Annotated in this window: 23 protein-coding genes, 1 pseudogene and 1 other annotated feature; of the genes and pseudogenes, 3 read left to right on the top strand and 21 right to left on the bottom strand. The window is 35.7% G+C overall.

What is annotated here, in order from left to right; genetic code table 11:
* Positions 1-2: 2 nt before the first annotated feature.
* Both SPB_RS01545 and SPB_RS01540 read right to left on the bottom strand, forming a co-directional pair.
* Positions 3-713 carry an ABC transporter ATP-binding protein gene (locus SPB_RS01545; protein WP_003105958.1) on the bottom strand — a complete coding sequence of 237 codons (711 nt, stop codon included), beginning with the start codon at positions 711-713 and terminating at the stop codon, positions 3-5.
* Positions 713-1,957 carry an efflux RND transporter periplasmic adaptor subunit gene (locus tag SPB_RS01540; RefSeq protein WP_003105251.1) on the bottom strand — a complete coding sequence of 415 codons (1,245 nt, stop codon included), beginning with the start codon at positions 1,955-1,957 and terminating at the stop codon, positions 713-715. Before SPB_RS01540 ends, SPB_RS01545 begins: the two co-directional genes overlap by 1 nt.
* Positions 1,958-2,489: 532 nt before the next feature.
* Here SPB_RS01540 and SPB_RS10950 point away from each other — a divergent pair.
* Positions 2,490-2,703, top strand: a pseudogene (locus SPB_RS10950) (IS3 family transposase); the annotation flags it as partial.
* A gap of 52 nt (positions 2,704-2,755) precedes the next feature.
* Here SPB_RS10950 and carB read toward each other — a convergent pair.
* The 14 genes from carB to SPB_RS01470 form a co-directional block, all read right to left on the bottom strand.
* Positions 2,756-5,932, bottom strand: coding sequence for a carbamoyl-phosphate synthase large subunit (gene carB / locus SPB_RS01535; protein ID WP_003105272.1), 3,177 nt, complete (start codon positions 5,930-5,932; stop codon positions 2,756-2,758).
* Between the two features lie 170 nt (positions 5,933-6,102).
* Positions 6,103-7,191: a carbamoyl phosphate synthase small subunit gene (locus tag SPB_RS01530; RefSeq protein WP_003105017.1), complete on the bottom strand. Its 1,089-nt coding sequence runs from the start codon at positions 7,189-7,191 to the stop codon at positions 6,103-6,105.
* A gap of 19 nt (positions 7,192-7,210) precedes the next feature.
* On the bottom strand, positions 7,211-8,143 hold the full coding sequence (locus tag SPB_RS01525) for an aspartate carbamoyltransferase catalytic subunit (RefSeq protein ID WP_003103008.1): 933 nt from the start codon (positions 8,141-8,143) through the stop codon (positions 7,211-7,213).
* Positions 8,144-8,186: 43 nt separating this feature from the next.
* The gene (locus SPB_RS01520; protein WP_003105983.1) at positions 8,187-9,443 is read right to left on the bottom strand and encodes a uracil-xanthine permease family protein; all 1,257 of its coding nucleotides are present in this window, start codon (positions 9,441-9,443) and stop codon (positions 8,187-8,189) included.
* A 16-nt stretch (positions 9,444-9,459) separates the two neighbouring features.
* Positions 9,460-9,981, bottom strand: a complete 522-nt coding sequence (pyrR, locus tag SPB_RS01515; protein WP_003105283.1) for a bifunctional pyr operon transcriptional regulator/uracil phosphoribosyltransferase PyrR — start codon at positions 9,979-9,981, stop codon at positions 9,460-9,462.
* Positions 9,982-10,187: 206 nt separating this feature from the next.
* Positions 10,188-11,075: an RluA family pseudouridine synthase gene (locus tag SPB_RS01510; RefSeq protein WP_003104472.1), complete on the bottom strand. Its 888-nt coding sequence runs from the start codon at positions 11,073-11,075 to the stop codon at positions 10,188-10,190.
* Positions 11,075-11,521 (bottom strand): signal peptidase II, encoded by a 447-nt coding sequence (gene lspA, locus SPB_RS01505; RefSeq protein WP_003102536.1) that lies wholly within the window; start codon positions 11,519-11,521, stop codon positions 11,075-11,077. The genes SPB_RS01510 and lspA overlap by 1 nt, the downstream gene beginning before the upstream one ends.
* A 3-nt stretch (positions 11,522-11,524) precedes the next feature.
* Complete coding sequence (locus SPB_RS01500; protein ID WP_003105617.1) at positions 11,525-12,433, bottom strand: LysR family transcriptional regulator; 909 nt, start codon at positions 12,431-12,433, stop codon at positions 11,525-11,527.
* Positions 12,434-12,646: 213 nt separating this feature from the next.
* Positions 12,647-12,940 (bottom strand): 50S ribosomal protein L27, encoded by a 294-nt coding sequence (gene rpmA, locus SPB_RS01495; RefSeq protein WP_003104751.1) that lies wholly within the window; start codon positions 12,938-12,940, stop codon positions 12,647-12,649.
* Between the two features lie 27 nt (positions 12,941-12,967).
* Complete coding sequence (locus SPB_RS01490) at positions 12,968-13,291, bottom strand: ribosomal-processing cysteine protease Prp (protein ID WP_003103972.1); 324 nt, start codon at positions 13,289-13,291, stop codon at positions 12,968-12,970.
* Positions 13,292-13,300: 9 nt separating this feature from the next.
* The gene (rplU, locus tag SPB_RS01485) at positions 13,301-13,615 is read right to left on the bottom strand and encodes a 50S ribosomal protein L21 (protein ID WP_003105811.1); all 315 of its coding nucleotides are present in this window, start codon (positions 13,613-13,615) and stop codon (positions 13,301-13,303) included.
* Between the two features lie 32 nt (positions 13,616-13,647).
* Positions 13,648-13,724: a sequence feature (ribosomal protein L21 leader region), on the bottom strand.
* A gap of 72 nt (positions 13,725-13,796) precedes the next feature.
* Positions 13,797-14,996 (bottom strand): CapA family protein, encoded by a 1,200-nt coding sequence (locus tag SPB_RS01480; RefSeq protein ID WP_003102656.1) that lies wholly within the window; start codon positions 14,994-14,996, stop codon positions 13,797-13,799.
* Between the two features lie 83 nt (positions 14,997-15,079).
* Positions 15,080-16,294 (bottom strand): tRNA uracil 4-sulfurtransferase ThiI, encoded by a 1,215-nt coding sequence (gene thiI, locus SPB_RS01475; protein WP_003105143.1) that lies wholly within the window; start codon positions 16,292-16,294, stop codon positions 15,080-15,082.
* A 1-nt stretch (position 16,295) separates the two neighbouring features.
* Positions 16,296-17,438, bottom strand: a complete 1,143-nt coding sequence (locus SPB_RS01470) for a cysteine desulfurase family protein (RefSeq protein ID WP_003104444.1) — start codon at positions 17,436-17,438, stop codon at positions 16,296-16,298.
* A 221-nt stretch (positions 17,439-17,659) separates the two neighbouring features.
* Here SPB_RS01470 and SPB_RS01465 point away from each other — a divergent pair, with 221 nt between their 5' ends.
* Entirely contained in the window at positions 17,660-18,079 is a 420-nt protein-coding gene (locus SPB_RS01465; RefSeq protein WP_003102892.1) for a DUF6556 family protein, read from the top strand.
* 67 nt (positions 18,080-18,146) lie between these two features.
* Positions 18,147-19,394: a bifunctional folylpolyglutamate synthase/dihydrofolate synthase gene (locus SPB_RS01460; protein WP_003104230.1), complete on the top strand. Its 1,248-nt coding sequence runs from the start codon at positions 18,147-18,149 to the stop codon at positions 19,392-19,394.
* A gap of 26 nt (positions 19,395-19,420) precedes the next feature.
* Here SPB_RS01460 and gorA read toward each other — a convergent pair whose 3' ends face one another.
* The 5 genes from gorA to SPB_RS01435 all read right to left on the bottom strand — a co-directional run bounded on the left by gorA (position 19,421) and on the right by SPB_RS01435 (position 24,351).
* Positions 19,421-20,773 carry a glutathione-disulfide reductase gene (gene gorA, locus SPB_RS01455; RefSeq protein WP_003104592.1) on the bottom strand — a complete coding sequence of 451 codons (1,353 nt, stop codon included), beginning with the start codon at positions 20,771-20,773 and terminating at the stop codon, positions 19,421-19,423.
* A 111-nt stretch (positions 20,774-20,884) separates the two neighbouring features.
* The gene (locus tag SPB_RS01450; protein WP_003105820.1) at positions 20,885-21,223 is read right to left on the bottom strand and encodes a YlbF/YmcA family competence regulator; all 339 of its coding nucleotides are present in this window, start codon (positions 21,221-21,223) and stop codon (positions 20,885-20,887) included.
* A gap of 60 nt (positions 21,224-21,283) precedes the next feature.
* The gene (gene aroC, locus SPB_RS01445; RefSeq protein WP_003102401.1) at positions 21,284-22,450 is read right to left on the bottom strand and encodes a chorismate synthase; all 1,167 of its coding nucleotides are present in this window, start codon (positions 22,448-22,450) and stop codon (positions 21,284-21,286) included.
* A gap of 60 nt (positions 22,451-22,510) precedes the next feature.
* Entirely contained in the window at positions 22,511-23,191 is a 681-nt protein-coding gene (aroD, locus tag SPB_RS01440) for a type I 3-dehydroquinate dehydratase (protein ID WP_003103566.1), read from the bottom strand.
* The gene (locus SPB_RS01435) at positions 23,191-24,351 is read right to left on the bottom strand and encodes a class I SAM-dependent rRNA methyltransferase (RefSeq protein ID WP_003104611.1); all 1,161 of its coding nucleotides are present in this window, start codon (positions 24,349-24,351) and stop codon (positions 23,191-23,193) included. The genes aroD and SPB_RS01435 overlap by 1 nt, the downstream gene beginning before the upstream one ends.
* Between the last annotated feature and the right edge of the window lie 56 nt (positions 24,352-24,407).

Genomic DNA, 24,407 nt, shown 5'->3' with positions numbered 1-24,407 from the left:
TCCTATTCAATTCGAACACTATCAGTAGTGTCTGCGGTAATTTCACCATCACGAATAACAATTTTTCGTGTTGCAAAGTCAGCTATATCAGGTTCATGGGTTACCATAATAATTGTCTTACCTTCTTTGTTAAGTTCGGTTAATAAATCCATTATTTGCTCACCTGTTTTAGTATCTAAGGCACCAGTTGGCTCATCTGCTAAAATTATTGATGGGGTGTTAACCAGAGCTCTAGCTATAGCTACACGCTGTTTTTGCCCACCAGATAATTCAGATGGTAAATGTTTCATCCGAGTCGACAATTCCACTTTTTCTAAATATAATTTAGACAATTCTTTTCTTTTTGACAGTCCAACTCCAGCGTAAATAAGTGGAAGTTCTACATTTTGTAAAGCTGTTAACTTAGAAAGCAAGAAAAACTGTTGAAATACAAACCCGATTTCCTCATTACGTACTTGAGCTAACTTTCGATCATTTAATTTATCTACTTCATTTCCATTAAGTAGATAGTCACCACTCGTAGGTCTATCTAGCAAACCAATAATATTCATCAAAGTTGATTTTCCAGATCCAGAAGGTCCCATTATTGCTAGAAATTCTCCTTTATGTACTGTCAAATCTATACCTTTTAAGACTTGGAGTTTCTGGTCTCCATTTTTATAACTTTTGACAATATCTTTCAATTGTATAAGTATCGTTTTTTCATCAGTCACTATTTAGTCACCTCAGATTCAGTTTTGGCTTTAACATCTTCAGATTCAACACCTTTAAGCTTTTTATTTTCTTTAATTGAATCGTTCGGATTAGCAATTACAATTTGTCCATTCTCAAGTCCAGTTAAAATTTCTTGATTTTTTGCATCAGCATTTCCAATTGTGACTTCTCTTTTCTTAACTTTTGAGCTTGAATCATCGTAAACCCAAACATAAGATTTTTTACCTTCTTTAAAGACTGATGATACAGGTACCAAGAGATGTTTAGATTCATTAACAACTTCAACAGAAACTGTAAAACCTTGTTTCAACTCATCTAAGGGACTTGTTATATTTGCTTTATATTCATAATTTGTGGTACTTGATGTAGAGGATTTTTCACTTGCTGGTGCCCCTTGTGAAGTATTTTCTTGACTAGGATAATTAGAAATGTAGGAAATTTTACCTTGCCATTCCTTTTCTGGATAAACTTTTGATTTAATTTTCACTAATTGATCTTTTTTAATATTCGCTAAATCATATTCCGTCAAACTTCCTTTAACTTGTAATTGTCCTTCAGATGCAACATGTACCAAAGTTTGACTTTCTTTAGAAGAGGGGTCTAAATCCTTATTAACTTCGACAACTGTTCCATCACCACCACTTACTATTACTGTTTGATTTAATAATTCTTGAGCTTTATTTACTTCGGATTGAGCATCTGCATAAGCATCATTTAAATCTTGCAATTGTTGATTATAGCTTGCTGAGTCTGTTGCGGATGGAGACACCGTTGATCCAATAGTGGGTTCCTCAGATGATGAACTCATTTGTGGTTCTTGGGATTCTGCAATTGGTACACCATGGGTTTTTAAGTAATTAATCTGTCTACCAATTTTGTTTAAATTTCTGATAGCAGAATCGTACGCAGCTTGTGCTGTACTGGTATTATATTGAACAAGTTGTTGCCCCTTAGTTACTTTATCTCCTACATTTACAGATACTGTAGCGTCAGTACCTTTTGATGCATCAAAATATATATATTCCTCCGATTCTGCCTTCACCATTCCGGAAAGTAACGTTGTGGAACTGATAGTTCCCTCTTTAACATTTACCGAAGAATATCCTGTATCATGAGATTCACTAACTGATTTATTACTCTGAAAATACAAAGTAGTTCCAATAATTGTAAGTAGAACTACTACACCACTACTAATCATAATTTTTGTTCTTTTGGTCATTGTTTTCTGTTTCAACCTAGCCATAATATTCTCCTAATTGTATTGTTTATATAAGACAAGTATATAATCTAATTGTATTACTGTCAAGTTTTTTGTGTAAAATTATTAAATTTTTCTTAATTTTATTATAATAAAAATTAAGTTATCAAACCTTACAAAAATGTAATAATAACCAACGTTTTAGGAGAACTATATCCCTAAAGTTAGACAAGAAATTTAAGGATTGAGGGGTTTTAATATGAAATTAAGTTTAAATGATAAGTTTCAGATAAAGCATGAAGGTTTTAGCGCGAGTCATCTAATAATATAATTCGAGGTCAATAAGTCAAATAAGATATCTTATTTGACTTATTAATCGTTTGGACTCAAATAGTGCAACTTCAACAAGAATTAGATAGATGGTCATTTGAGGATTCAGGCTAGATTTCAGCTAAATTAGCTGGTTCGACCTATTACTATCATCTTAAACAACTTGAACAAGGTGAAAAAGATAATGTCATTAAAGACTAAAGGCAAACAATTTATAAGGACAATAAAGGCAATTATAGCTTTCGTCGTATCACTAAAAGGAAACAGTCCAGACAATGGCATAATGGAATCCTTTTTGGGCATCTAAAAATCAATTATGTTCTACGACTATAGACTATAAATCATTAGACGACCTGGAGCAAGCAATGATAAAATACATTGATTATTACAACAGTAAACGTATCAAAATAAAACTAAAAGGATTTAGTCCTATGCAATACAGAACTAAATCCTTTTCTTAAAAATATAATGTCCAACTTTTGGGAGTCCATATAAAATGAAAATATTTTTTTATTATATTGATACTGTGGTAAATCCACGGCTTTCTAATACTTTTAACATCGCATTAGCTGTATCCAATGCAGTAAACAATGGAATGCCTTGTTCTATGGCTGAACTTCTTATGATTTGACCGTCCTTATCGGCTGTTCGTTGCTTACCGACAGTATTAATGATTGTTTGGACTTTTCCTTGTCGAATTAAACTTGGGATATCCATCTGTCCTTGCCCAATTTTCTCAACTCGTGTCGCGAACAATCCTTTTGTTTCAAAATAATCAGCTGTGCCACTTGTCGCTAAAATATGGTAGCCGATGGCATTAAATCGACGAGCAAGCTCTAAAGCCTCCTCTTTATCATCATCACTAATCGTGAAAACAACATTCCCAAAATCCTCTAGATGTGAGTAGCTTGCTTCAAATGCCTTATAAAGTGCCTTTTCTAAGCTAGTATCAGATCCCATCACTTCCCCTGTAGACTTCATCTCGGGTCCCAAAAGACTATCGACTTTAGCCAACTTATTAAAAGAAAAGACTGGTGCTTTGATATGAATCATCTTAGGTGCTGGATGTAACCCAGATTGGTAACCTAGTTGACTTAAATGCTTTCCTAACATTAACTTAGTTGCAAGATTTGCCATTGGGATACCTGTGACTTTAGACAAGAATGGTACTGTTCGACTTGCTCGTGGATTGACTTCAATGACATAAACTGTCTCACCTTTAATAACAAATTGGATATTCATCATTCCAATACATTTTAGGCCAATTGCTAGTTTTTCTGTATAATCAACAATTTTATCAATTACTATAGGTGATAATTTCTGAGGTGGATAGACAGCCATCGAATCCCCAGAGTGAACACCTGCTCTTTCAATATGCTCCATAATTCCAGGGATAAGAACATGCTTACCATCTGAGATGGCATCAACTTCACATTCTTGACCTATAATATAAGAATCAACAAGAACAGGATGTTCTGGACTAGCCTTAACAGCAGTCCTCATATATGATTGTAAATCTTGTTTATTTTCAACAATTTCCATAGCCCGACCACCTAAGACATATGAGGGACGAACTAGAACAGGAAAACCAATTTTTCTTGCTACTTGAATCGCTTCATCTTCATTGGTCGCAGTCTGACCTGGGGGTTGTGGAATATTTAATTCTTTTAAGACTTTCTCAAATAAATCACGATTTTCAGCCCTGTCTAAATCTTCCACCTGGGTGCCAAGAATAGTCACACCAGCGTTAGCTAATTTTTCAGCTAAGTTTATTGAAGTTTGTCCGCCAAATTGAACCAATACTCCCTTTGGCTTTTCTAAATCAATGACATTCATCACATCTTCAAAAGCAAGTGGTTCAAAATATAGTTTATCAGAAATCGAAAAATCTGTTGAAACAGTCTCAGGATTTGAATTCATAATTATAGCTTCATAGCCTGCTTCTTGAATCGCTTTAACCGAGTGTACAGTAGCATAGTCAAACTCAACTCCTTGGCCAATCCGGATTGGACCTGATCCAATTACGATGACAGATTCTTTGTCAGATTTAATGGATTCATTTTCCCACTCATAAGCGGAGTAGAAATAAGGCGTTTCAGAAGCAAACTCAGCTGCACAAGTATCTACCATTTTGTAAACAGGTTTGATGTCATGAGCCAGTCTTATTTCCCTCACTTTTTCTGGTGAATGGTTCCACAGTTCAGCAATAATTCTATCAGAAAAACCATATTTTTTAGCTATATATAATGTATCAAGGTCACCTTTGTTAGTCGCTAAGTCTGTTTCAATTTCAAAGATATGTAATAATTTATCTAAAAAGAATAAATCAATTTTTGTTAGCTCAGCTATTTCTTCGATAGAAAAGTCTCGACGGATAGCTTCTGAGAGATAGAAAAGGCGATCATCCTGAGCTTTTACCATTTTTTCATAAAGTGCATCATCAGATAGGATTTTGAGTTCTGGTAATAAATTGTGATAGACCCCAATTTCCAATGACCGACAGGCTTTGAGTAATGCTTCTTCAATGTTACGACCAATGGCCATGACTTCACCTGTTGCTTTCATTTGAGTCCCCAGCCGACGATCCCCATCCTCAAATTTATCAAATGGAAAACGGGGAATTTTTGCAACAACATAATCTAAGGCTGGTTCAAACATGGCATAAGTTGTACCAGTAACAGGATTAATCATTTCATCAAGAGTTAAGCCAACTGCAATTTTAGCTGCAATTTTAGCTATTGGATAACCAGTAGCTTTTGAGGCTAATGCAGAAGAACGTGAAACACGTGGATTGACTTCAATGACATAGTAATTGAAGGACTTGGGGTCTAAGGCTAGTTGAACATTGCAACCACCTTCAATCTTCAAAGCTCTGATTATTTTCAAGCTGGCATCTCGAAGCATTTGATTTTCAATATCTGACAAGGTTTGGGTTGGAGCAAAAACAATTGAATCACCTGTATGAATACCGACTGGATCAAAATTTTCCATATTGCAGACAACTAAGGCATTATCTGCACCATCCCGAATCACTTCATATTCAATCTCCTTATAGCCGGCTATTGAACGCTCAATTAAACATTGAGTTACTGGAGATAATTTAAGACCATTTTCAGCAATTTCACGCAACTGTTCTTCGTTGGCACACATTCCTCCGCCAGTTCCACCTAATGTAAAAGCGGGTCGTACGATGATTGGAAAGCCAATTTTAGCTGCAAAATCAACTGCTTGGTCAACAGTATTAACGATTTTTGATTCTGGAATTGGTTGTCCCAATTCTTCCATTAATTGTTTAAAAAGGTCCCTATCTTCGGCCTGATCAATTGAAGATAATTTTGTTCCTAATAGTTCAACATCCAATTCTTTCAAAATTCCTGACTTAGAAAGCTGCATGGCCATATTTAAACCTGTTTGCCCTCCTAAAGTTGGTAGCAAGGCATCTGGTCTTTCTTTACGAATAATTCGACTGACGAACTCTAAAGTAAGTGGTTCAATATAAACTTTATCTGCAATATCCTTGTCTGTCATAATCGTAGCAGGATTAGAATTAACTAGAACTACTTGATAGCCTTCTTCTTTCAAGGCCAAGCATGCTTGCGTTCCCGCATAATCAAATTCTGCTGCTTGACCAATGATAATAGGCCCCGATCCAATGACCATTATTTTATTAATATCAGTACGTTTTGCCATTTTAAAACTGTAAAGGAGGATTCATTTTTCTTTAAAAAGCCTAGGTTAAACTGAGGCTTCTATTTTTTTATTTATGAATAACTGTCCTTGACCTATCTATTTTTTAGAAGAAACAAGTCAAACCTCTACTTTTCCTTTCTATTTGCTACCTCACTGGATAGTTTTAAATATTAGTTATTAGTAGTTTGTAATTGAAATGAATCAATCATTTCCAAAAATGTATCAAATAAATATGAAGCATCATGTGGACCTGGAGCTGCATCTGGATGAAATTGTACTGAGAAAGCAGGATAATAACGGTGTCTTAATCCCTCTACTGAGCCATCATTAATTTCCTCATGTGTCACAATTAATTCTTCTGGTAAACTTTCTCGTTCAACAGAATAGCCATGATTTTGACTTGTGAAGTCAACTCGACCAGTAGCAATTTCTCTAACAGCATGGTTAAATCCTCGATGCCCAAAAGTCATCTTATAAGTTTTTGCACCATTTGCTAGGCTAAATAATTGATGCCCCATACAGATACCAAAGATTGGAATCTTTCCTTGTACATCTCTTATCATCTTTAGGGCTTCTGGTAAATCTTCCGGATTACCTGGGCCATTTGTCAACATTACACCATCAGGATTCATAGCCAGTATTTCTTTCGCAGTCACATCAAATGGGACAACAGTGACATTACATTGACGCTTGGCAAATTCTCTTAAAATCGAATGTTTTAGTCCAAAGTCCACAACAACAATATTTTTCCCAAGACCTGGCGCTGGATATGCTGATTTTGTAGATACTTGTTCTATATTATTAGTTGGTAGCACCGTAGCTTGTAAAAGAACTTTTAAATGATCTATTGAATCACCAGCATCTGCTATAGTTGCTTTCATTGTCCCATGCTGTCTAATGATTTTTGTTAAGGCACGAGTATCAATTCCTGCAATCCCAGGAATTCCTTTCGCTTTTAAAAATTGATCTAAGGTCATCTGTTGACGCCAGTTACTGGCAATCCGACTAATTTCAGAAACTACTATACCTTTACAGGTTGGCTTAATTGTTTCGTAATCATCTCGATTAACACCATAGTTTCCAATAAGTGGGTAGGTAAAGGTCAGTATTTGACCATTATAGGATTGATCTGTGATTGATTCTTGATAACCAGTCATACCAGTATTGAAAACAATTTCTCCTGTGACATCGATATCAGCCCCTATGGCTTTTCCTTCAAAAATGGTACCATCTTCTAAAAGCAATAATCTTTTTGTCATTTCAACCTCCTAGTAACATTTAGGCCTGGTTTCTACCATTTAAAATAGCCTCAATTATTGCCATTCTAACATAAACGCCATTTTCCATTTGAGCAACAATTCTTGCTTTTGGAGCTTCTACTAAACTATCAGCAATTTCAACTTCTCTATTTACAGGAGCAGGATGCATGATAATTGCTTGATCTTTTAACTTTTCATAGCGGCCTTCAGTTAAGCCAAATTTTTCATGGTATTCTTTTTTCGAAAATCCGGCAGTTCCATCATGACGTTCGTGTTGAACACGAAGCAACATTAGGACATCCAATTGATCAATAATCTCATCGATATCCTTATAAGTACCATATGATTCAAATTCACTTGAGTACCATCTTTCGGGACCACAGAAATAAACATGTGCACCTAGTCTTTTAAGAATTTGCATATTTGATTTTGCTACTCGAGAATGGGTCAAATCACCTGCAATAGCTATTTCAAGTCCATCGAAATGACCAAATTCTTCATAAATTGTCATCAAGTCTAATAAACATTGACTAGGGTGTTGACCTGATCCATCTCCACCATTAACAATTGAAGCTGTTATTGTTGGACTTTCAATCAACTGTTTATAATAATCAACCTCAGGGTGTCTGATGACACAAATGTCAACACCTAAAGCGCTCATTGTCAAGACCGTATCATAGAGCGTCTCACCCTTATTAACAGAACTAGTATCAGTATTAAAATCGATTACTGGCAATCCCAATTTTCGCTCAGCAACCTCAAAAGATTTATGTGTTCTAGTTGAGTTTTCAAAAAATAAATTTGTCGCAAAAATTTTACTATTATCTTCTAATTTAACCTTACCTTGTTTAAACTGATGTCCTCGAGTGATTAACCCCATGACTTCTTCATTAGATAATAGTTCCATCGATACTAAATTTTTAAGTGAGACTTGATTATTAATAACTGACATAATTTCCCCTTTATGCTAATTGATTGCTGTCTTTGTAAAATTCTTATTCTGGTAATACTTTATTAAGGATTATTCCTAACAATGTTGAGAAGGCAACACCGGAAATTTGTAATCCGTTAATTTGAAGCATTAATCCACCAATTCCTGATACTAAGATAACACTTGTAATCAAGAGATTTTTCTTATTATCCATATCGACTTTCGATTCAATAAGAATTTTTAAACCACTTGAAGCAATGACTCCGAAGAGTGCAATTGAAATCCCACCGATAACTGGTGAAGGAATTGATTGTATCAGAGCAGAAATTTTACCTATAAAACTTAGGAGCGCTGCTATTGCTGCTGCTCCAGCTATGACATAAACTGAGAAAATTTTATTTAGAGCCATAACACCAATGTTTTCACCATATGATGTTACTGGCGGTGCACCTAGGAAACCGGCAATTACTTGTGCTAGACCATCACCTGTTAGAGTTTTTTCAAGTCCAGGATCTTTAAAGTAATCTCGATTCGTTAAACTATTCAATACCATAACGTGACCAAAATGTTCTGTCATCGTTACAAATGCAATTGGTGCCATTGTTAAGATTGCACTTGGATAAAATTTTAAGCCGTAACTTAAGAATGGGATTGAGACAGAAGGAGCACTAAACCATTTTGCTTGTGCAACTGCTGTGAAATTAATGATTTCTTGTCCAGTTACGAAACCTACTACCAAAGAAAAGACATAACCTACTAGTAATCCTAGTAAAATTGGAATAATTGCTACTAAGCCTTTACCATAAATATTGAAGAAAATAACGGATAGTAAGGTTACCATACCGATTAGTAGATAGAGTAGATTATAGGTACCATCCTTCAACATAACACTTCCGACTGCTGTCGATGCTAAGCTTAAACCGATGACCATTACGATTGGTCCAACTACAACCGGTGGCAATATTTTATCTATCCAATCATTTCCTATTGCTTTTACGATCAGGGCTACTATCAGGTAAACTAAACCACCTGTTATTGCCCCTTGAGCAACTGCGCCAATGCCGTCAGTTTTCATCAACATCTGCATCGCTGCAATATAAGCGAAACTTGAACCCATATATGCTGGAATTTTAAATTTTGTTACAGATAAATGGGCTAAGGTTCCTAGTCCACTTGATAACAAAGCAACTGATGGATCTATTCCGACTAAGATTGGAACTAAAACAGTTGCTCCAAACATAGCGAATAAATGTTGGAAGGATAGGCCAAACAGAATTCCTGCTTTGGGCATTTCTTCGACATCGTAAATTACATCTTTCATTATTACTCCTTTGTCCTTATGAAGGATCGACAATGATAACACGATCGTTACCATCAACTTCTACAACTTCTACAACGATTTCTTCTATACTACTTGTTGGAATATTTTTTCCCACATAGTCAGCTCTAATCGGCAACTCTCTGTGGCCACGATCAATAAGGACTGCCAAACTGACACGACCAGGACGCCCTAAACTTACAAGGTTATCAATAGCAGCTCTGATTGTTCTTCCTGTATATAGAACATCGTCAACTAATATAATATCTTTCCCTGTAATATCAACTGGCATTTCTGTCGTATCTTCTTCGACTTTTATATCATCTCTAAAAGGTTTAATATCAAGTTCCCCAAGTGGAAGTTCTTTACCTTCTAACTCTAATAAACGTTCTTGAATACGCTTGGCAAGGTGAACGCCTCTTGTCTTGATACCCGCCAAAACAATATTATCCAAACTTTTATTGCGTTCAATAATTTCATAAGTTATTCTTGTTATTGCCCGTTTCATTGTCATTTGATCGACAATTTCTTTTTGTTTCATTATTTCCTCCTATCACAAAAAAATCTCCTTGATTACAAGGAGATTTACAAATTATGGCATACCTAAAAAAAGGCACACTTTACTTGAGCTTTTCTCCTTGCCAGCCTCACGGGACCGTTTTAAAGGATTATTAAATTTTTACTAGTATAGCAAAATATTTTTCGAAAAACAATAGTATTTTTAAAATTTTTTTAAAAAGTTAATTTCTATTTTCGTAACTTTTCAATCGTTTGTTGAAAAATTAATGGTGGCTCTGCTGTAAAAGTCATGACTTCACCAGTACGTGGATGGGTTAAACCTAAAGTTTGGGCATGTAGAAACTGTCCATTGCCTGGAAGAGTTTTTCTCGGTCCATATAGTGGATCACCAGCAACTGGATGACCAATGTAAGCCATATGAACACGTATCTGATGCGTTCTTCCTGTTTCCAAAGTTAGCTCAACCAAGGTATAGTCACCAAACCGTTCAATAACTTGAAATCTGGTTACTGCCTCTTTTCCTCTGGCAATAACTGCTTGCTTTTTGCGGTCCTTTTCACTACGTCCAATTGGTGCCTCAATTATTCCACGGTCATTTGGTAAATTGCCGTGCACTATAGCCAAATATTTTCTGAGTGATTTTTTTGCTTTCAATTCATCTGCCAAGGCCCGATGCGCGGCGTCATTTTTGGCTACCATCAATAAGCCCGAAGTGTCCTTGTCAATACGATGGACGATTCCTGGCCGGACCACACCATTAATGCCTGATAAATCTTTAATTTGATATAACAAGGCATTAACCATTGTACCTGAACTGTGACCAGCTGAAGGATGGACGACCATTCCTTGAGGCTTATTAATTATTGCCAGGTCTTCATCCTCATAAACGACATCCAGAGGAATGTCCTCAGCTTGATAATCCAGAACTTCTTCTTCCTGAATCTCATAGGTAATAATATCACCTGCTTTGACAGAATACTTTGCTTTTGCAGCTTGGCCATTGACCAAAACAATACCAGCCTTAATGGCGTCATTAGCTTGGCCTCGTGATAGCTCTGTTAAATCAGCAATCGCTTTATCTAAGCGACTGCCTGCTTCTTTAATTATTAATTCCATTAATCTTCCCTCCATAGAATGAGCATCAGTAAAACAACTCCTATTGAAAGATAGGAATCAGCAATGTTGAATATAGCAAAATTCATAAAATCAGTATGGACCATATCAACAACATAACCTAAACGCATTCGATCAATAAAGTTTCCAAGCCCACCAGCTAATATTAGTATTAAAGCAAATTGTTTGATTTTTGACATCTCTGGGTGCTTAAAGTAATAAACGAGAATGCCACCTACAACAAATAGGGTCATTATTGCAAAAAACCAATGTTGCTCTTGAAGGATTGAGAAGGCAGCCCCTCTATTTTGTAAATACGTTAAGCTAACGATTCCAGGAATAAATGGTCTCATTTCTCCTAAGGGTATGTTATTAACAATCCACCATTTGCTGAGTTGATCCAAGACGATGAGTAATAGACTACCTATTACTAATTTAATGTACTTCATGTTTTAACTTTCTTTTTCAGATTTAAAATAATTATCTAATAGCCCTACAAATCGCAAAGCTGATGATGAAAGATTTTTATCCTTCCGTTTAATATAAATCATTTCATTTTCAATATGATCAATCAAAGGAATCACTTTTATCCCATTTACACTACTTTGGTCCAATAGACCTGATCCGGTCGCAAAAGCATTCGTTCTTTCAAGAATCCCATTCAGTGTTGCTCGATCCGTAACATTATAAATTAAATTGGTTTGATCAGTGTTTACAAAATTTTCTGAGTAATATAAATAGTCATCTTTTTCCTGAGTAAATTTTACAACAGGAAATCCTGACAAATCAGTCATACTTAATTCTGTATGACTGGATAGTGGATGGCCTTTTCGCAGATAAATATGCGTTTGAAAGGGGGTAACATTAACATATTCTAAGCTCAATTTTTCCATCCTTTGAAATAAACCTTTCCGATTTTGCGAATTAAGATAAATAATGCCAATTTCACTATTACCTTGAGCCACTTCATCTAAAATTTTGATGGTCGTTGTTTCAAAGATACGTAATAACTTATGATCATTTGTTTCTTCAGCAAACCTAGTCACTAAAGGAGCTAAAAAATCATAATGTTGACTAGCAACTGAAAATTCATTCTGATCTAAATCAGATTGTGAAAATTGTTTTTCAAAACTATCAAATGATTTGACAACTTCTAATGCTTTTTCATAGAAAATTAAGCCCTGACTGGTCAAAACAGTTCCAGTACTTGTCCGTGTAAAAATTTGAAAGCCCAATTCTTCTTCTAAATCTTTGACGGATACTGATAAACTAGGTTGACTAACATATAATTTATTAGCAGCTTCACGAAATGTTCCGTTATTTGCGATAGCTACTACATATCGTAATTGTTGAATGTTCATCTATACTTTTTTCCTTTACTAGTTAGTCTATTATATCAGAAAACAGTGATTAGTCCTACTAGACTAAACAGCAATCTATTTTTAAAATGATGACATTTAGAAACTAGGTTATTAAAACTGATTCATTAAACAATTAATTCAGTCAACATTTCTTTAAAGCTAAATTTTGAAAGAAAAAAGCCTCTGATAACCAGAGACTTTTATTAGTTTTGATTATTTAGCTACTGGGTAGATTGATACTTGACGTTTGTCACGACCTTTGCGTTCGAAACGTACTACACCTTCAACTTTAGCAAAAAGTGTATCATCTCCTCCACGACCAACGTTTACACCTGGATAGATGTGAGTACCACGTTGACGGTAAAGAATAGAACCACCAGAGACAGTTTGACCGTCAGCTGCTTTAGCTCCAAGACGTTTAGATTGTGAATCACGTCCGTTAGATGTAGAACCTCCACCTTTTTTATGGGCGAAAAGTTGCAAGTTAGCAAGATTCATTTTTAACATAATGTTGTTTCCTCTCTTAAAATAAATTTAGATGACTTTTGTCGTAACAAACTTTGAAGAATCATTAGACAAATTAGTCATTCCCAGAAGAAAAGATTCGAAAAGTAATTGAACTTTCTCCTGATTGTCACGTGGAATAGAAATTTTCATATATCCACCTTCAACGTCATTCATATCTATATCAGCCTGTGTATCTGTAAGAACTTCTAAGGAATTAACAAAGTTAATTGCTAGAGTACTAACGGAAGCACAAACTATATCAAAGCCATATTTACCACTACCAGCATGGCCAGTCAGTGTTACACTGCTCAATGAACCATCATTTTGACGTGTAAAAATTGCTTTAATCATGATATAAAATTAAGCGTTGATTGCATTGATGACAACTTTAGTGTAAGGTTGACGATGACCTTGTTTACGGTGACTACCTTTTTTAGGTTTGTATTTGAAAGTAACAACTTTCTTTTGTTTTCCTTGTTTTTCAACAGTTCCAACTACAGTAGCTCCTTCAACAACTGGAGTACCAACTACAGTGTTTTCGCCACCTACAAGAACAACTTCGTTAAAAGTTACTTCTGCTCCAGCTTCAGCGTTGATTTTTTCAACGTAGATTGCTTGACCTACTTCAACTTTAACTTGTTTTCCACCAGTTTTGATGATTGCGTATGTGCTCATTATGCACCTCCTATAAATTTGTTGTGAGGTTTCCCTCTGTGAAGACTCGCCTGTAACCGTGAGATATAAAATCTACTTATGGACGATTTTGGTGCGGTTGCACAGGATGTGCACTTAGTCAACATTACTATTATAGCACTCTAATTTAATTTGGCAAGTCTTTTGCAAGTTTTTTTAACGATTACCAATTCAAATTAACATGTTCATTCATCTCTTTATAAGCAATATCAACTTTTTCTTGGGTAGCACTATCAATTTTTTTTCGATATTTACCACCCTTGATGAAATCTTCAAGAATTAAGGTGCGATAATTATATAATTCATAGCCATCTTTTCCAACAACACCCCGTTCTTTAGCTAATACCATTGTTGGGTGAGCAAGGACTGATTTAATAGTCGTCTTCTTACCTTTTTTATTGATTGTTACATCCATTAACAAACCACGTTCAGTCCAAATATCATCAACTGTCTCTAACCGTTGGTTTGAAATAAAGTTCCCCATTGAGTAAATGATAAACTTTTTCTCGTTTCCTTTTTTAATCACTTGAGCAGGCTCAACAACGTGAGGATGTCCTCCAAAAACAAGATCTGCTCCCCAATTAACCATATTTTGATATAATTCCTTTTGTTTGTCTGTTGGATGAAGTTGATATTCAACGCCATCTTGAGGCATTACAATTGTTATATCAGCTTTCTTTTCGGCTTCTTGAATATCTGCTTTAATTTTCTTTTCATCGAAATCGGACATGTGTTTTTCATATTCTGACTTTGTTAAGTTTGCGTCCATTCCGTTATATCCATAAGAATAACCTAAGATGGCAATTTTTATTCCATTAACCTTTTTAATTAGGAAATCTTCTTTTGAACGATTCTTACTATAGATACCAATGCTATCAATTCCTAACTTTTTAAAAGTATCTTTAGTATTAATTGCTCCGGCTAGGCCTGAGTCTAAAATATGATTATGAGCTAAATCAACCACGTCGTAACCGGTTGACTTAATGGCACTAGCAATTTCCTTGGGGGCATTAAAAAGTGGATAACCCGCTAGTGGATAGTCTGGACTGATGGTTCCTTCGAAGTCACCAATCGCTAAGTCCGCACTTTTGATATGGCCTTTGACAAACTCAAAGTAGGGGTTAAAATCATAATGACCATTGCTGGTTTCAGCACTCATATAGAGCCCGTCATGAATAAGAATATCACCGTTAGCTACAATCCGTGCTGTTTTCGTCACTTTGGATTGAGATTCCTTAGTAGTTGTTTGTGTATCGCCTTTGTGAAAACCAAGAAAGTCATATATCAAGGCAAAGACTAACGTGGAAACAATTGCCACTAAAACATAGTACATTATTTTACGGATTTTTTTATTTTCATTCATAACATCACCCCTTCTTCCCCTTAGTATATCATATTTGAAAGCCCTTTAATATAGAAAAAAGAATCCAAACAGTTGGATTCTTTTTATAAAATTGAGTCGATTAGATCTGTCATATCATCACTTGTTTGCTCTGGACCAATTTCAGAAACAATTATACCGGCTACTGCACGCGCCACTAATCCTTCGATGTCAAAGCGTTCTTCATATTTTTCAACATTCTTCAATTTCGGATTTGTCTTAGGACGGTCAGGTGCAAAAATTGTACAACAATCTTCAAATGGTTGAATTGAAATATCAAAGGTATCAATAGCTTGAGCTATATCGATGATTTCTAATTTATCCATAGTGACAACAGGACGAATTACCGGTGTTGTAGTTACGGCATTTATTGCTTGCATACTTTCCAAAGTTTGACTAGCTACTTGACCTAAACTTTCTCCATTAATAATTACTAAACCACTACGACTTTCACGAATAGCATCAGTAATACGCATCATGAAACGACGAGTTAATGTCATTAAGTAGGCTTCCGGAGCTTTATCCTTAATTTCCTCTTGAATTTCAGTAAATGGAACCTCGATAAATTGAATATTTCCACCAAATCTAACCAAACGACGTGTCAATTCTTGCGCTTTCTTCAAAGCACCTGGACTTGTATAAGGTGGACTAGCAAAATGAACAGCTTCAATTTCTACACCACGTTTCAATGCTAAGTAGCCTGCAACTGGTGAATCAATCCCACCGGATAGCATTAACATCCCTTTACCAGAAGTTCCAACAGGTAATCCGCCAGCACCTTTAATATCTTCATATGAGATATATGCTGCTTCATCTCGGATTTCAACTTTTAAATTAACATCCGGTTTTTTCATTTGGGCTTTAATATTAGGTAAAACTTCAAAAACAGCTCCACCAAGTATGCGATTTAATTCAGTACTGTCTAATTCAAAATTGTGATCGCTGCGCTTCCCAGAAATTTTAAATGTCATTTCTTCAAAGTAGAGGCCTGTCATAATTTGCTGAACGGTTTCAACCAAAACAGGTACACTTTTTTCTACTTTATACACTGGAGATAGACCTTGAATACCAAAAACTAATTTCAAAGCTTCAATCACTGGTTCATAGGGGGTGCCATTTAAGAAGACATGAGTTCTATCTCTGTCAGAATGGACTTTAATCTCTGGATAGATTGAAAGAACATCTTGTATATTGCGCTTTAATTTATTAATAAAGCGCATGCGATTTTTTCCTTTAGTAGACAACTCACCGTGTCTAACCATAATTTCTGAGTATTGCATTTTATCTTACTTTCTGTGTTTTATCATAAATCTGCTTAAAGATTGTTAAGAATTGTTCAACTTGTCCCATATCGTTATCGTCATCTAAACTAATTCGAACGGCTGTCTGAGCATCTTGCAAAGGCACTCCCATAGCAAGTAACGTTCCTGCTGGTTTGCCGGCCTTAGATGAACAGGCACTAGTAGTAGAAATATAAATCTCATGACTTTCAAAAGCATGGACCAAAACTTCTCCTCGTACTCCTTTAATCCCAAAAGTCAGGATGTTCGGTGCGAAGCCTTCTATACCTGAAAAAACAGTTACATCCTTATACATTGATAAGGCTTCAAATAAGACTTGCTTCATAACTGATATCTTTTTCAAAGCACTTTCTTCACGTTCATTTAAAAGACGTAAAGCCCTAGCCATACTAGCAATAGCTGGTAGATTTTCAGTTGTCGAGCGTTGACCTTTTTCTTGTCCACCACCATTTAATAAGGGAGTAAGTCGTTTGCCGGTCTTCATATAGAGGAAGCCAATGCCTCGAACAGCATGAAACTTATGTCCCGAAAAAGATGCAAAATCGACACGGTCTGTTAAAAATTCTGAAGTTGGAATTTTACCGATTGCCTGAACAGCATCAACGTGAAAGGCAATGCCTGGCTTATCAGATAAAAGTTCTGAAATAGCTTTAATGGGTTGAATAGAACCAATTTCGTTATTAACCCCCATAACCGAAACAAGGATTGTATCAGGTTGAATTAAATTCGCTAGTTTCTCTACATCAACAAATCCATCCTTAGTGACCGGTGCAAATGAAATTGAAAAACCTTGGCTTTCCAACCATTTGGCACTTTCTTTAACCGCAGGGTGTTCAATATCAGAAACAATTATATGTTTGCCATAACTTGCTTTTTCAAAGGCTAAACCTTTAAGGGCCCAGTTATCACTTTCTGTACCCCCTGAAGTAAAGATGATTTCTTGCTCATTACATCCTAAAAGATCAGCTATTTGTTTACGTGAGGCTTGCAAAATACGACTAGCATTTGTTCCTAGTTTATGCAAGCTAGAGGGATTACCATAAATTTTACTGGCAACTTCCTGATAGGTTCTCAAAGCTTGAGGGTCAGGCATTGTAGTTGCAGCATTATCAAAATATATCATTTGTCACTTCCTATTATAATCAATCACTCTATTTTATCACAAATTAATTGAAATGCCAGAAGCATAATTTTTAAGAAAAATTATCGGCACCAATTTGTAGCTAAAAGGTAAGGTAAATGGTTGACTAAGTTTTTTTTGAAGCATATACTATTAAGTGAACTTTTTATTCAAAAGTTAATTGTAAGAATGAAATAAGGAATACTTATATATAAGGAGTAAGCATGTCATCAAATTATTCACGTAAAGCTAAAACACCAAACAAAAAATCGGTCCCAGCAAAACACATCGTAACTGGCTTGTCAGCACTGCAAAAGACAATTGCCTTAGTCGGGGGGATTTTATCCATTATAGTCGCAACCATTACGATTATGCGTACCCTTCACCCTGAGGATGCAAACAATAAAGATAATTCTGCAGATCATTCAAGTTCAACTATTGTTAAAATTATTGAAAAAGAGTCAAGCAAGCAATCAGACAATAGTCAAGAATCAACTGATCAAAGTTCAAGTCTTCCAAGTAGTTCAATCGAAACTGATACGTCCACAACTACTACAACTAATAATCCTGATAGTAATCAGTCATCATCATCTAGTCAAGAAACCGTTCCAAGTGATACCACAACAAGCACAAATACACAATAAATCGAAAGTCTGAGTGAATACTCAGGCTTGATTTTTGTCAAATTTTACCAAATATAAGGAAATAAAGATGACTATTCAAGAAGCACTCAATTGGATACATAGTTTTAAAGCATTTGGTCGAAAGGTTGATTTAGAACTGATGAACTGGTTGCTAAATCAACTGCATAACCCACAAAAAAAATTTCCAGCTATCCATGTTGTTGGAACGAATGGCAAAGGATCCGTAACTGCCTATCTACGCACCATCTTTTCTCAAGCAGGTTACAAGACTGGTAGTTTTACATCACCTTTTATTACCCGATTTAATGAACGGATTGCCATTAATGGACAAGATATATCAGACCAAGATTTAATCCAATGCGTTTTAATTTTAAAACCGCATATTCAAGGTCTCCCATTAGAAACCAAATGGGATCGTCCAACTGAATTTGAAATTGTAACCTTACTGATGTTCATTTATTTTGCAGAAGTTAATCCGGTTGATCTAGCCATCATAGAAGCCGGCATTGGTGGAAAAAATGATGCGACAAATGTTTTTCAAGCCCTAGCTGTTGTCTGTCCCTCAATTAGCCTTGATCACCAAGAAAAATTGGGACAAACTTTGTCAAGCATTGCCCAACATAAAGCGGGTGTCTTAAAGGGGCATGAGTTCTTGATTTTAGGGAAATTGGAATCCAGCGCAGCAAAAGTGTTTGAGGAACAAGCTCACAAAAACCAGAGCACCGTGTACTCCTTAGGCACAGCTTTTTCCATAAATTCTAACAGAGAGACATTTGATTTCCACTGGCAGAATCAATCGATCGAGCGTGTAAAGCTACAGCTTCTTGGCAAACACCAACAGGAAAATGCAAGTCTAGCAATCATGACAGCTTTGCTATTGCAAAAAGAATTTCCGAAATTAAATCCACAGGCATTCCCTCAAGCTTTGGCTGATGTTAGGTGGCCTGGTCGGACGGAATTTGTAACTTCAAACCTGATGTTGGATGGCGCACATAATCCTGACTCGGTAACAAAACTGAAGGATTTGCTAGTTACAAATTTCGATGACAGCAAAATTCATATTCTTTTTGCTGGCCTTCGTCGTAAGCCACTCCGCGAGCTTCTTGAAATTTTAAGCGAATTTGATGTTATAGTGACAACTTTTAATTTTTTCGAAGCTGAACAATTGGAAAACTATCCTGATCAGTTTCCAAGAATTAGTGATTTTAGAAATTGGATTGAATCCAGTAAATCAAGTGATGATTTATATGTCGTTACTGGCTCGCTCTACTTTATTTCAGAGGTAAGGGATTACATTCATTCAAATATTAAATAAAAGCTCTCCTGATGGAGAGCTTTTATTTATCTCATTGTCACAAATTCTTCTGCACCAGTTGGGTGAATTGCTACTGTGTTGTCAAAATCTGCCTTTGTCGCCCCCATCTTGATTGCAACTGCAAATCCTTGAATCATTTCATCAACTCCATAGCCGATACCATGAAGCCCAACAATTTTTTGATTTTCCCCTTGAGTAACTAACTTCATTTTGCACACCTGGCGATGGTCCGTTACGGCAGTGTACATTGAAGTAAATGAAGATTGATAAACCTTGATATCGTCTTCACCAAAAACTTCTATTGCCTCTTCTTCTGTCATGCCTACTGAACCAATTGCTGGATGGCTAAAAATAACTGTCGGAACATTGGTATAGTCTAACTTTTCATTTGGTTTGTCATTGAATAGACGTTCAGAGAGTCTTCTACCGGCAGCAACTGCAACCGGAGTAAGTGCAAGCTTACCATTGATATCACCTACTGCATAAATCCCTTGAACACTTGTATTTTCATATTCATCAGTTTTAATGTAGTTTTGCTCATCTAGTTCGACACCTGTATTTTCCAAGCCAAATCCTGTAACATTTGATTGACGCCCTATTGCCCAAATAACCCGATCAACTTCCAACTGGCTACCATCATTTTTAGTCAATAAAATTGAATTATCTTCTTGTTTTTGCAAACTTTGTACTTGCGTCTGTGTATGGAGTTGGATCTGCGTATTTGCCATTTCATCAATTAAACTTGCAACGATATCTTTATCAAAGCTTCTTAGTGGACGATCATGTCGAACAAGTAAATGAGTTTGTGACCCTAGAGCATTTAAGACACCTGCAATTTCTACAGCAATATAGCCTGCACCAATAACAGCTGTCCGTTTAGGAATATCATCCAAAGCAAAAAAACCATCAGAAGTAATTCCTAATTCTGCTCCAGGAACGTCTTGAGGAATAACCGGATGTCCACCAGTTGCAATCAGAATATGCGGAGCAGTATAGGTTTCATCTCCTGCTGTTATAGTATGGGCGTCAATGAAACTAGCATAGGCATTGATACGTTCCACTCCGTTTGATTCAAATCCTCTTTGATAGGACTGATGGATACGATCAATATAGGCTTGTCTATTAGCTTTTAATGTTGCAAAATTGAAGTCAACATTTTCTAAAGTATAACCATAATCTTTAGCATAGGTTTGGATTGTTTCTGCCACTTGAGCACCATACCACATCACTTTTTTAGGTACACATCCAAGATTTACACAGGTTCCCCCAATCTCTGAAGCTTCAATTAGCAATACTTTAGCACCATAAATAGCTGCACGATTAGCAGAAGCAATGCCTGCACTTCCGCCCCCAATTACTATATAATCATATTTTTTCATACATTTACCTTCATACTTTCTGATAATAATGTAACACATTTAAAAACTGGCCTCAAGAAATAAAATCGACAAAAAAACTTAGATTGAAAACAATCTAAGTTTTTAAGAGTATTAAAGTAAATCTTTAAGTGGTGTAAAGATGATGCGCTCCAAATCAGTTACATAAACTGATAATGCTTGTTGTGCATCAAAGTATGCTTTTAATAAGTCATTTGCTTCAATTTTTTGACTTAAACCTTGGATTTCAGCTTGTTCTTCTGGACTTGGCATTTGTCCAGTTTGCATCATATTTTGAATTTTTTCTTGCATTCCAACAAATTCATCAAACAATTGATTGGCTTGTTCATCTGCTTTTATTTCATCTTTAGCAGATTCTACTTTTTTATACTCAGGAAGAGCTCTTAAAGCTCTTTCAATTTTATTGGCATAGTCATAAATTTCTTGTGACATAAGATTTCTCCTTTGATCTTTTATGTTCATATCATATCATAAGATAATTACATCTGTCGCCTAATAACTGTCAACATAAGCTTTGTAATCAGCAAAAGCTTTTTTTAACTCAGTCATCGTATCAGATGAAAATTTTTCCAATAGTTCATTTGCTAAGACAGTAGCCACAACATGTTCCATTACCACTCCAGCAGCCGGTAAAGCTGTTGGATCTGAGCGTTCAACCGTTGCTTTATACGGTTCATGGGTATCTATATCGACGGACATTAGAGGCTTGTACAAAGTTGGAATTGGCTTCATCACACCTTTGATGATTAAATCTTCTCCATTAGTTACCCCTCCCTCAAATCCACCTAGATGGTTTGACTGACGGCTATAACCTTCTTCCATAGACCATTGAATGGGGTCCATCACTTCTGACCCTTTTAAATAGGCCATCTCAAATCCCATCCCAAACTCAACACCTTTAAATGCATTGATAGATAGAACTGCTTGTGCCATTTTCCCATCTAACTTTTTATCCCAATGAACATAAGAACCTAGACCAGCTGGAACACCTCTTACAATGGTCTCAACTACGCCACCAATGGTGTTGCCTTCTTTTTTGACTTGATCTATATAATCTCTAATTTCATTATCCTGAGCTTTATTGGTAATTGACAAGTCAGATTCCAAAGCAGCTTTATGTAAATCAGAAAAAGTTAAGTTAAGAGGAACTTGGACCTCTTTGCCACCAAAAACAAGAACGTGGTTTAAAATAGCAATATCTAACTCTATGAGAATTTGTTTTGCGACAGCTCCAACGGCAACTCTCATCGTCGTTTCTCGAGCCGATGACCTCTCTAAAGCATCTCTTAAATCTGCGAAGCCATATTTAATACCACCTACCAAATCGGCGTGTCCTGGTCGAGGATGCTTAACTCGGCGTTTAGACTTTATCTTTCCGTCTACTTCTTGAACCGCCATAATATCGAGCCACTTCTGGTGATCTTTGTTAATAACAGTCAATGTAATAGGTGCCCCTGTCGTTTGTCCATGACGAACTCCTGATGAAATAATTACTTTATCATTTTCAATCGACATGCGAGCACCACGGCCATAACCACCTTGTCTACGTTTTAGTGATTGATTAATGATATTTTCGTTCAGATTTAATCCTGCCGGTACTCCTTCAATAATGGCAGTTAATTGACTACCATGTGATTCTCCTGCTGTTAAAAATCGCATTATTATCCTTTCATTAAAAAAGCACTATTTTAGTTTTCACTAGAATAATGCTCATTTTCATTAATTATCGGCTTCTAAAATTGCTTTTACTTTTTTCATATCTGTTAAAGAAACCTGACCTGGAGCACTGACATGGTCCATTGAAACAAAGGTCCAAGATGAACCAATGACGTCACCTGATAAACGGGACAGTCTTCCAAGTTTACCCATAGACATTGTTGCAAAGGTTTGTTCAGGATTTAATGCTTTAAATCCTCTAGTGTAGTTCATTAAGTCTAAAACATCTTGTTCACTTTTCGGCATAACAGCAATTTTTACTACCCGTGGAGCCAATTTTGTCATTTCTGAAAATGATTCCATTAAATTCTCAGGCGTTTCTTCAAAATTATGATAAGACAAAACTAAATTTGGAAATTCAAGCAATTGATTGAAGACATCTTTGTGTGAAAAATACTCAAAGTCAATAAAGTCTGGATTATAAATAGCATTAACTTCTTTAATTAAGTCAATGTATTCTTGATTTTCAAGTTCAATTCTCCCCCCCTCACGATTAGTTCGTAAAGTGAAAATAATTTCACGTCCTGAAAATTTTTCAAAAATAGCTGGTGCAACAGTCATAATATCTTCCTTAGGAAGATAATCTGCTCGCCATTCAATTAAATCTACACCATCATATTTAGAGACGTCAATTTCACGCGCCTCTTCAAAACTACTTGGCATTATCGGAGCTACTAATTTCATTATCGTACCTTTATTGTAAATACCTTTAAATAATTACTTCTTTCGTCTGATTGGTTTATTGTAAAATCTTTGGGTAATTGTTGCAAACTCATCGATTGTGGTTTCCGATTTCCAAACCCTTTAAGGAGCTGTTTTTTAAATTGTTCTACAGTTAGGTTAGATGCATTTGTAGAAGCAATAATCTGTCCTTGGGGCTTTAAAATTTCCAATGCTTCAGCGATTAACTTATGATAATCTTTAGAAACGGAAAATGTATGTTTTTTATTTCTAGCAAAACTGGGTGGATCAATAACTATTATATCAAAACTTAAGCCTTTACGCTTAGCATATTTAAAATAGTCAAAAACATCCATCACTATCAGATGATGGTTACTTGTATCAATTTGGTTTGCTTTAAAATGGGCTTGTGATAGTTCACGAGAGCGTTTTGCTAAGTCAACAGAAGTTGTTTCTCTCGCGCCACCAATAGCTGCTGCGACGGAAAATGCTGCTGTATAAGAAAACATGTTTAGTAGAGTTTTACCACTTGCCTGGCCACTTGCTAAAGCTTTTCTGACATCATGTTGGTCTAAAAAAATACCTGTCATTAATCCATCATTTAAAAATACTGCATAATTGACAGAGTTTTCTTTAACAATAAAAGTTTCTGGTGCAACTTCACCAAACAAATGGGCAGATTCGAAGTCTAAACCTTTAAATCTAATTTTTTCATAGGCACCTTTTATATCCGGGAAAACAGTTTTAAATGCATCAATTATCATACTTTTGTGCTTGAACACAAAAGTATTGTACCAAGAAAAAAGTGCATAGTCGCCATAGATGTCAATCGTTAGGCCACCAAAATGGTCTCCTTCTTGATTAAAAACACGGTAAGCAGTTGTCCTATCTGTTTTAGTATAGTTTGACCGCTTTTCTTTAGCTTTTTTAAACAACTTTTCAAAGAAAGGTATACTTAACTGATCTATATTTTTCCCAATAAACCAACCAATGCCTTTATTTTGTTTAGAAAGATAAGCAGTTCCAATTTGCCTATTTGATTTACCAAATAGGCTAACTAGTTGATCGAGTTGATCGAGTTGATCAAAGTCCCTTTCATCAAGCAATTGAACCCCAGATGATAACTTCTTTTCAACAAAAGAATTAATATAGAGTTTGTTCATAGTCTATATTATAACAAATTATAAGTAAAATTCATACTAAATTTGAACTTATGGTG

Origin of the sequence: Streptococcus parauberis NCFD 2020 (genome assembly GCF_000187935.1) — a bacterium.
Classification (GTDB): Bacteria; Bacillota; Bacilli; order Lactobacillales; family Streptococcaceae; genus Streptococcus; species Streptococcus parauberis.
This window is presented reverse-complemented; position numbering and strand designations above follow the sequence as displayed.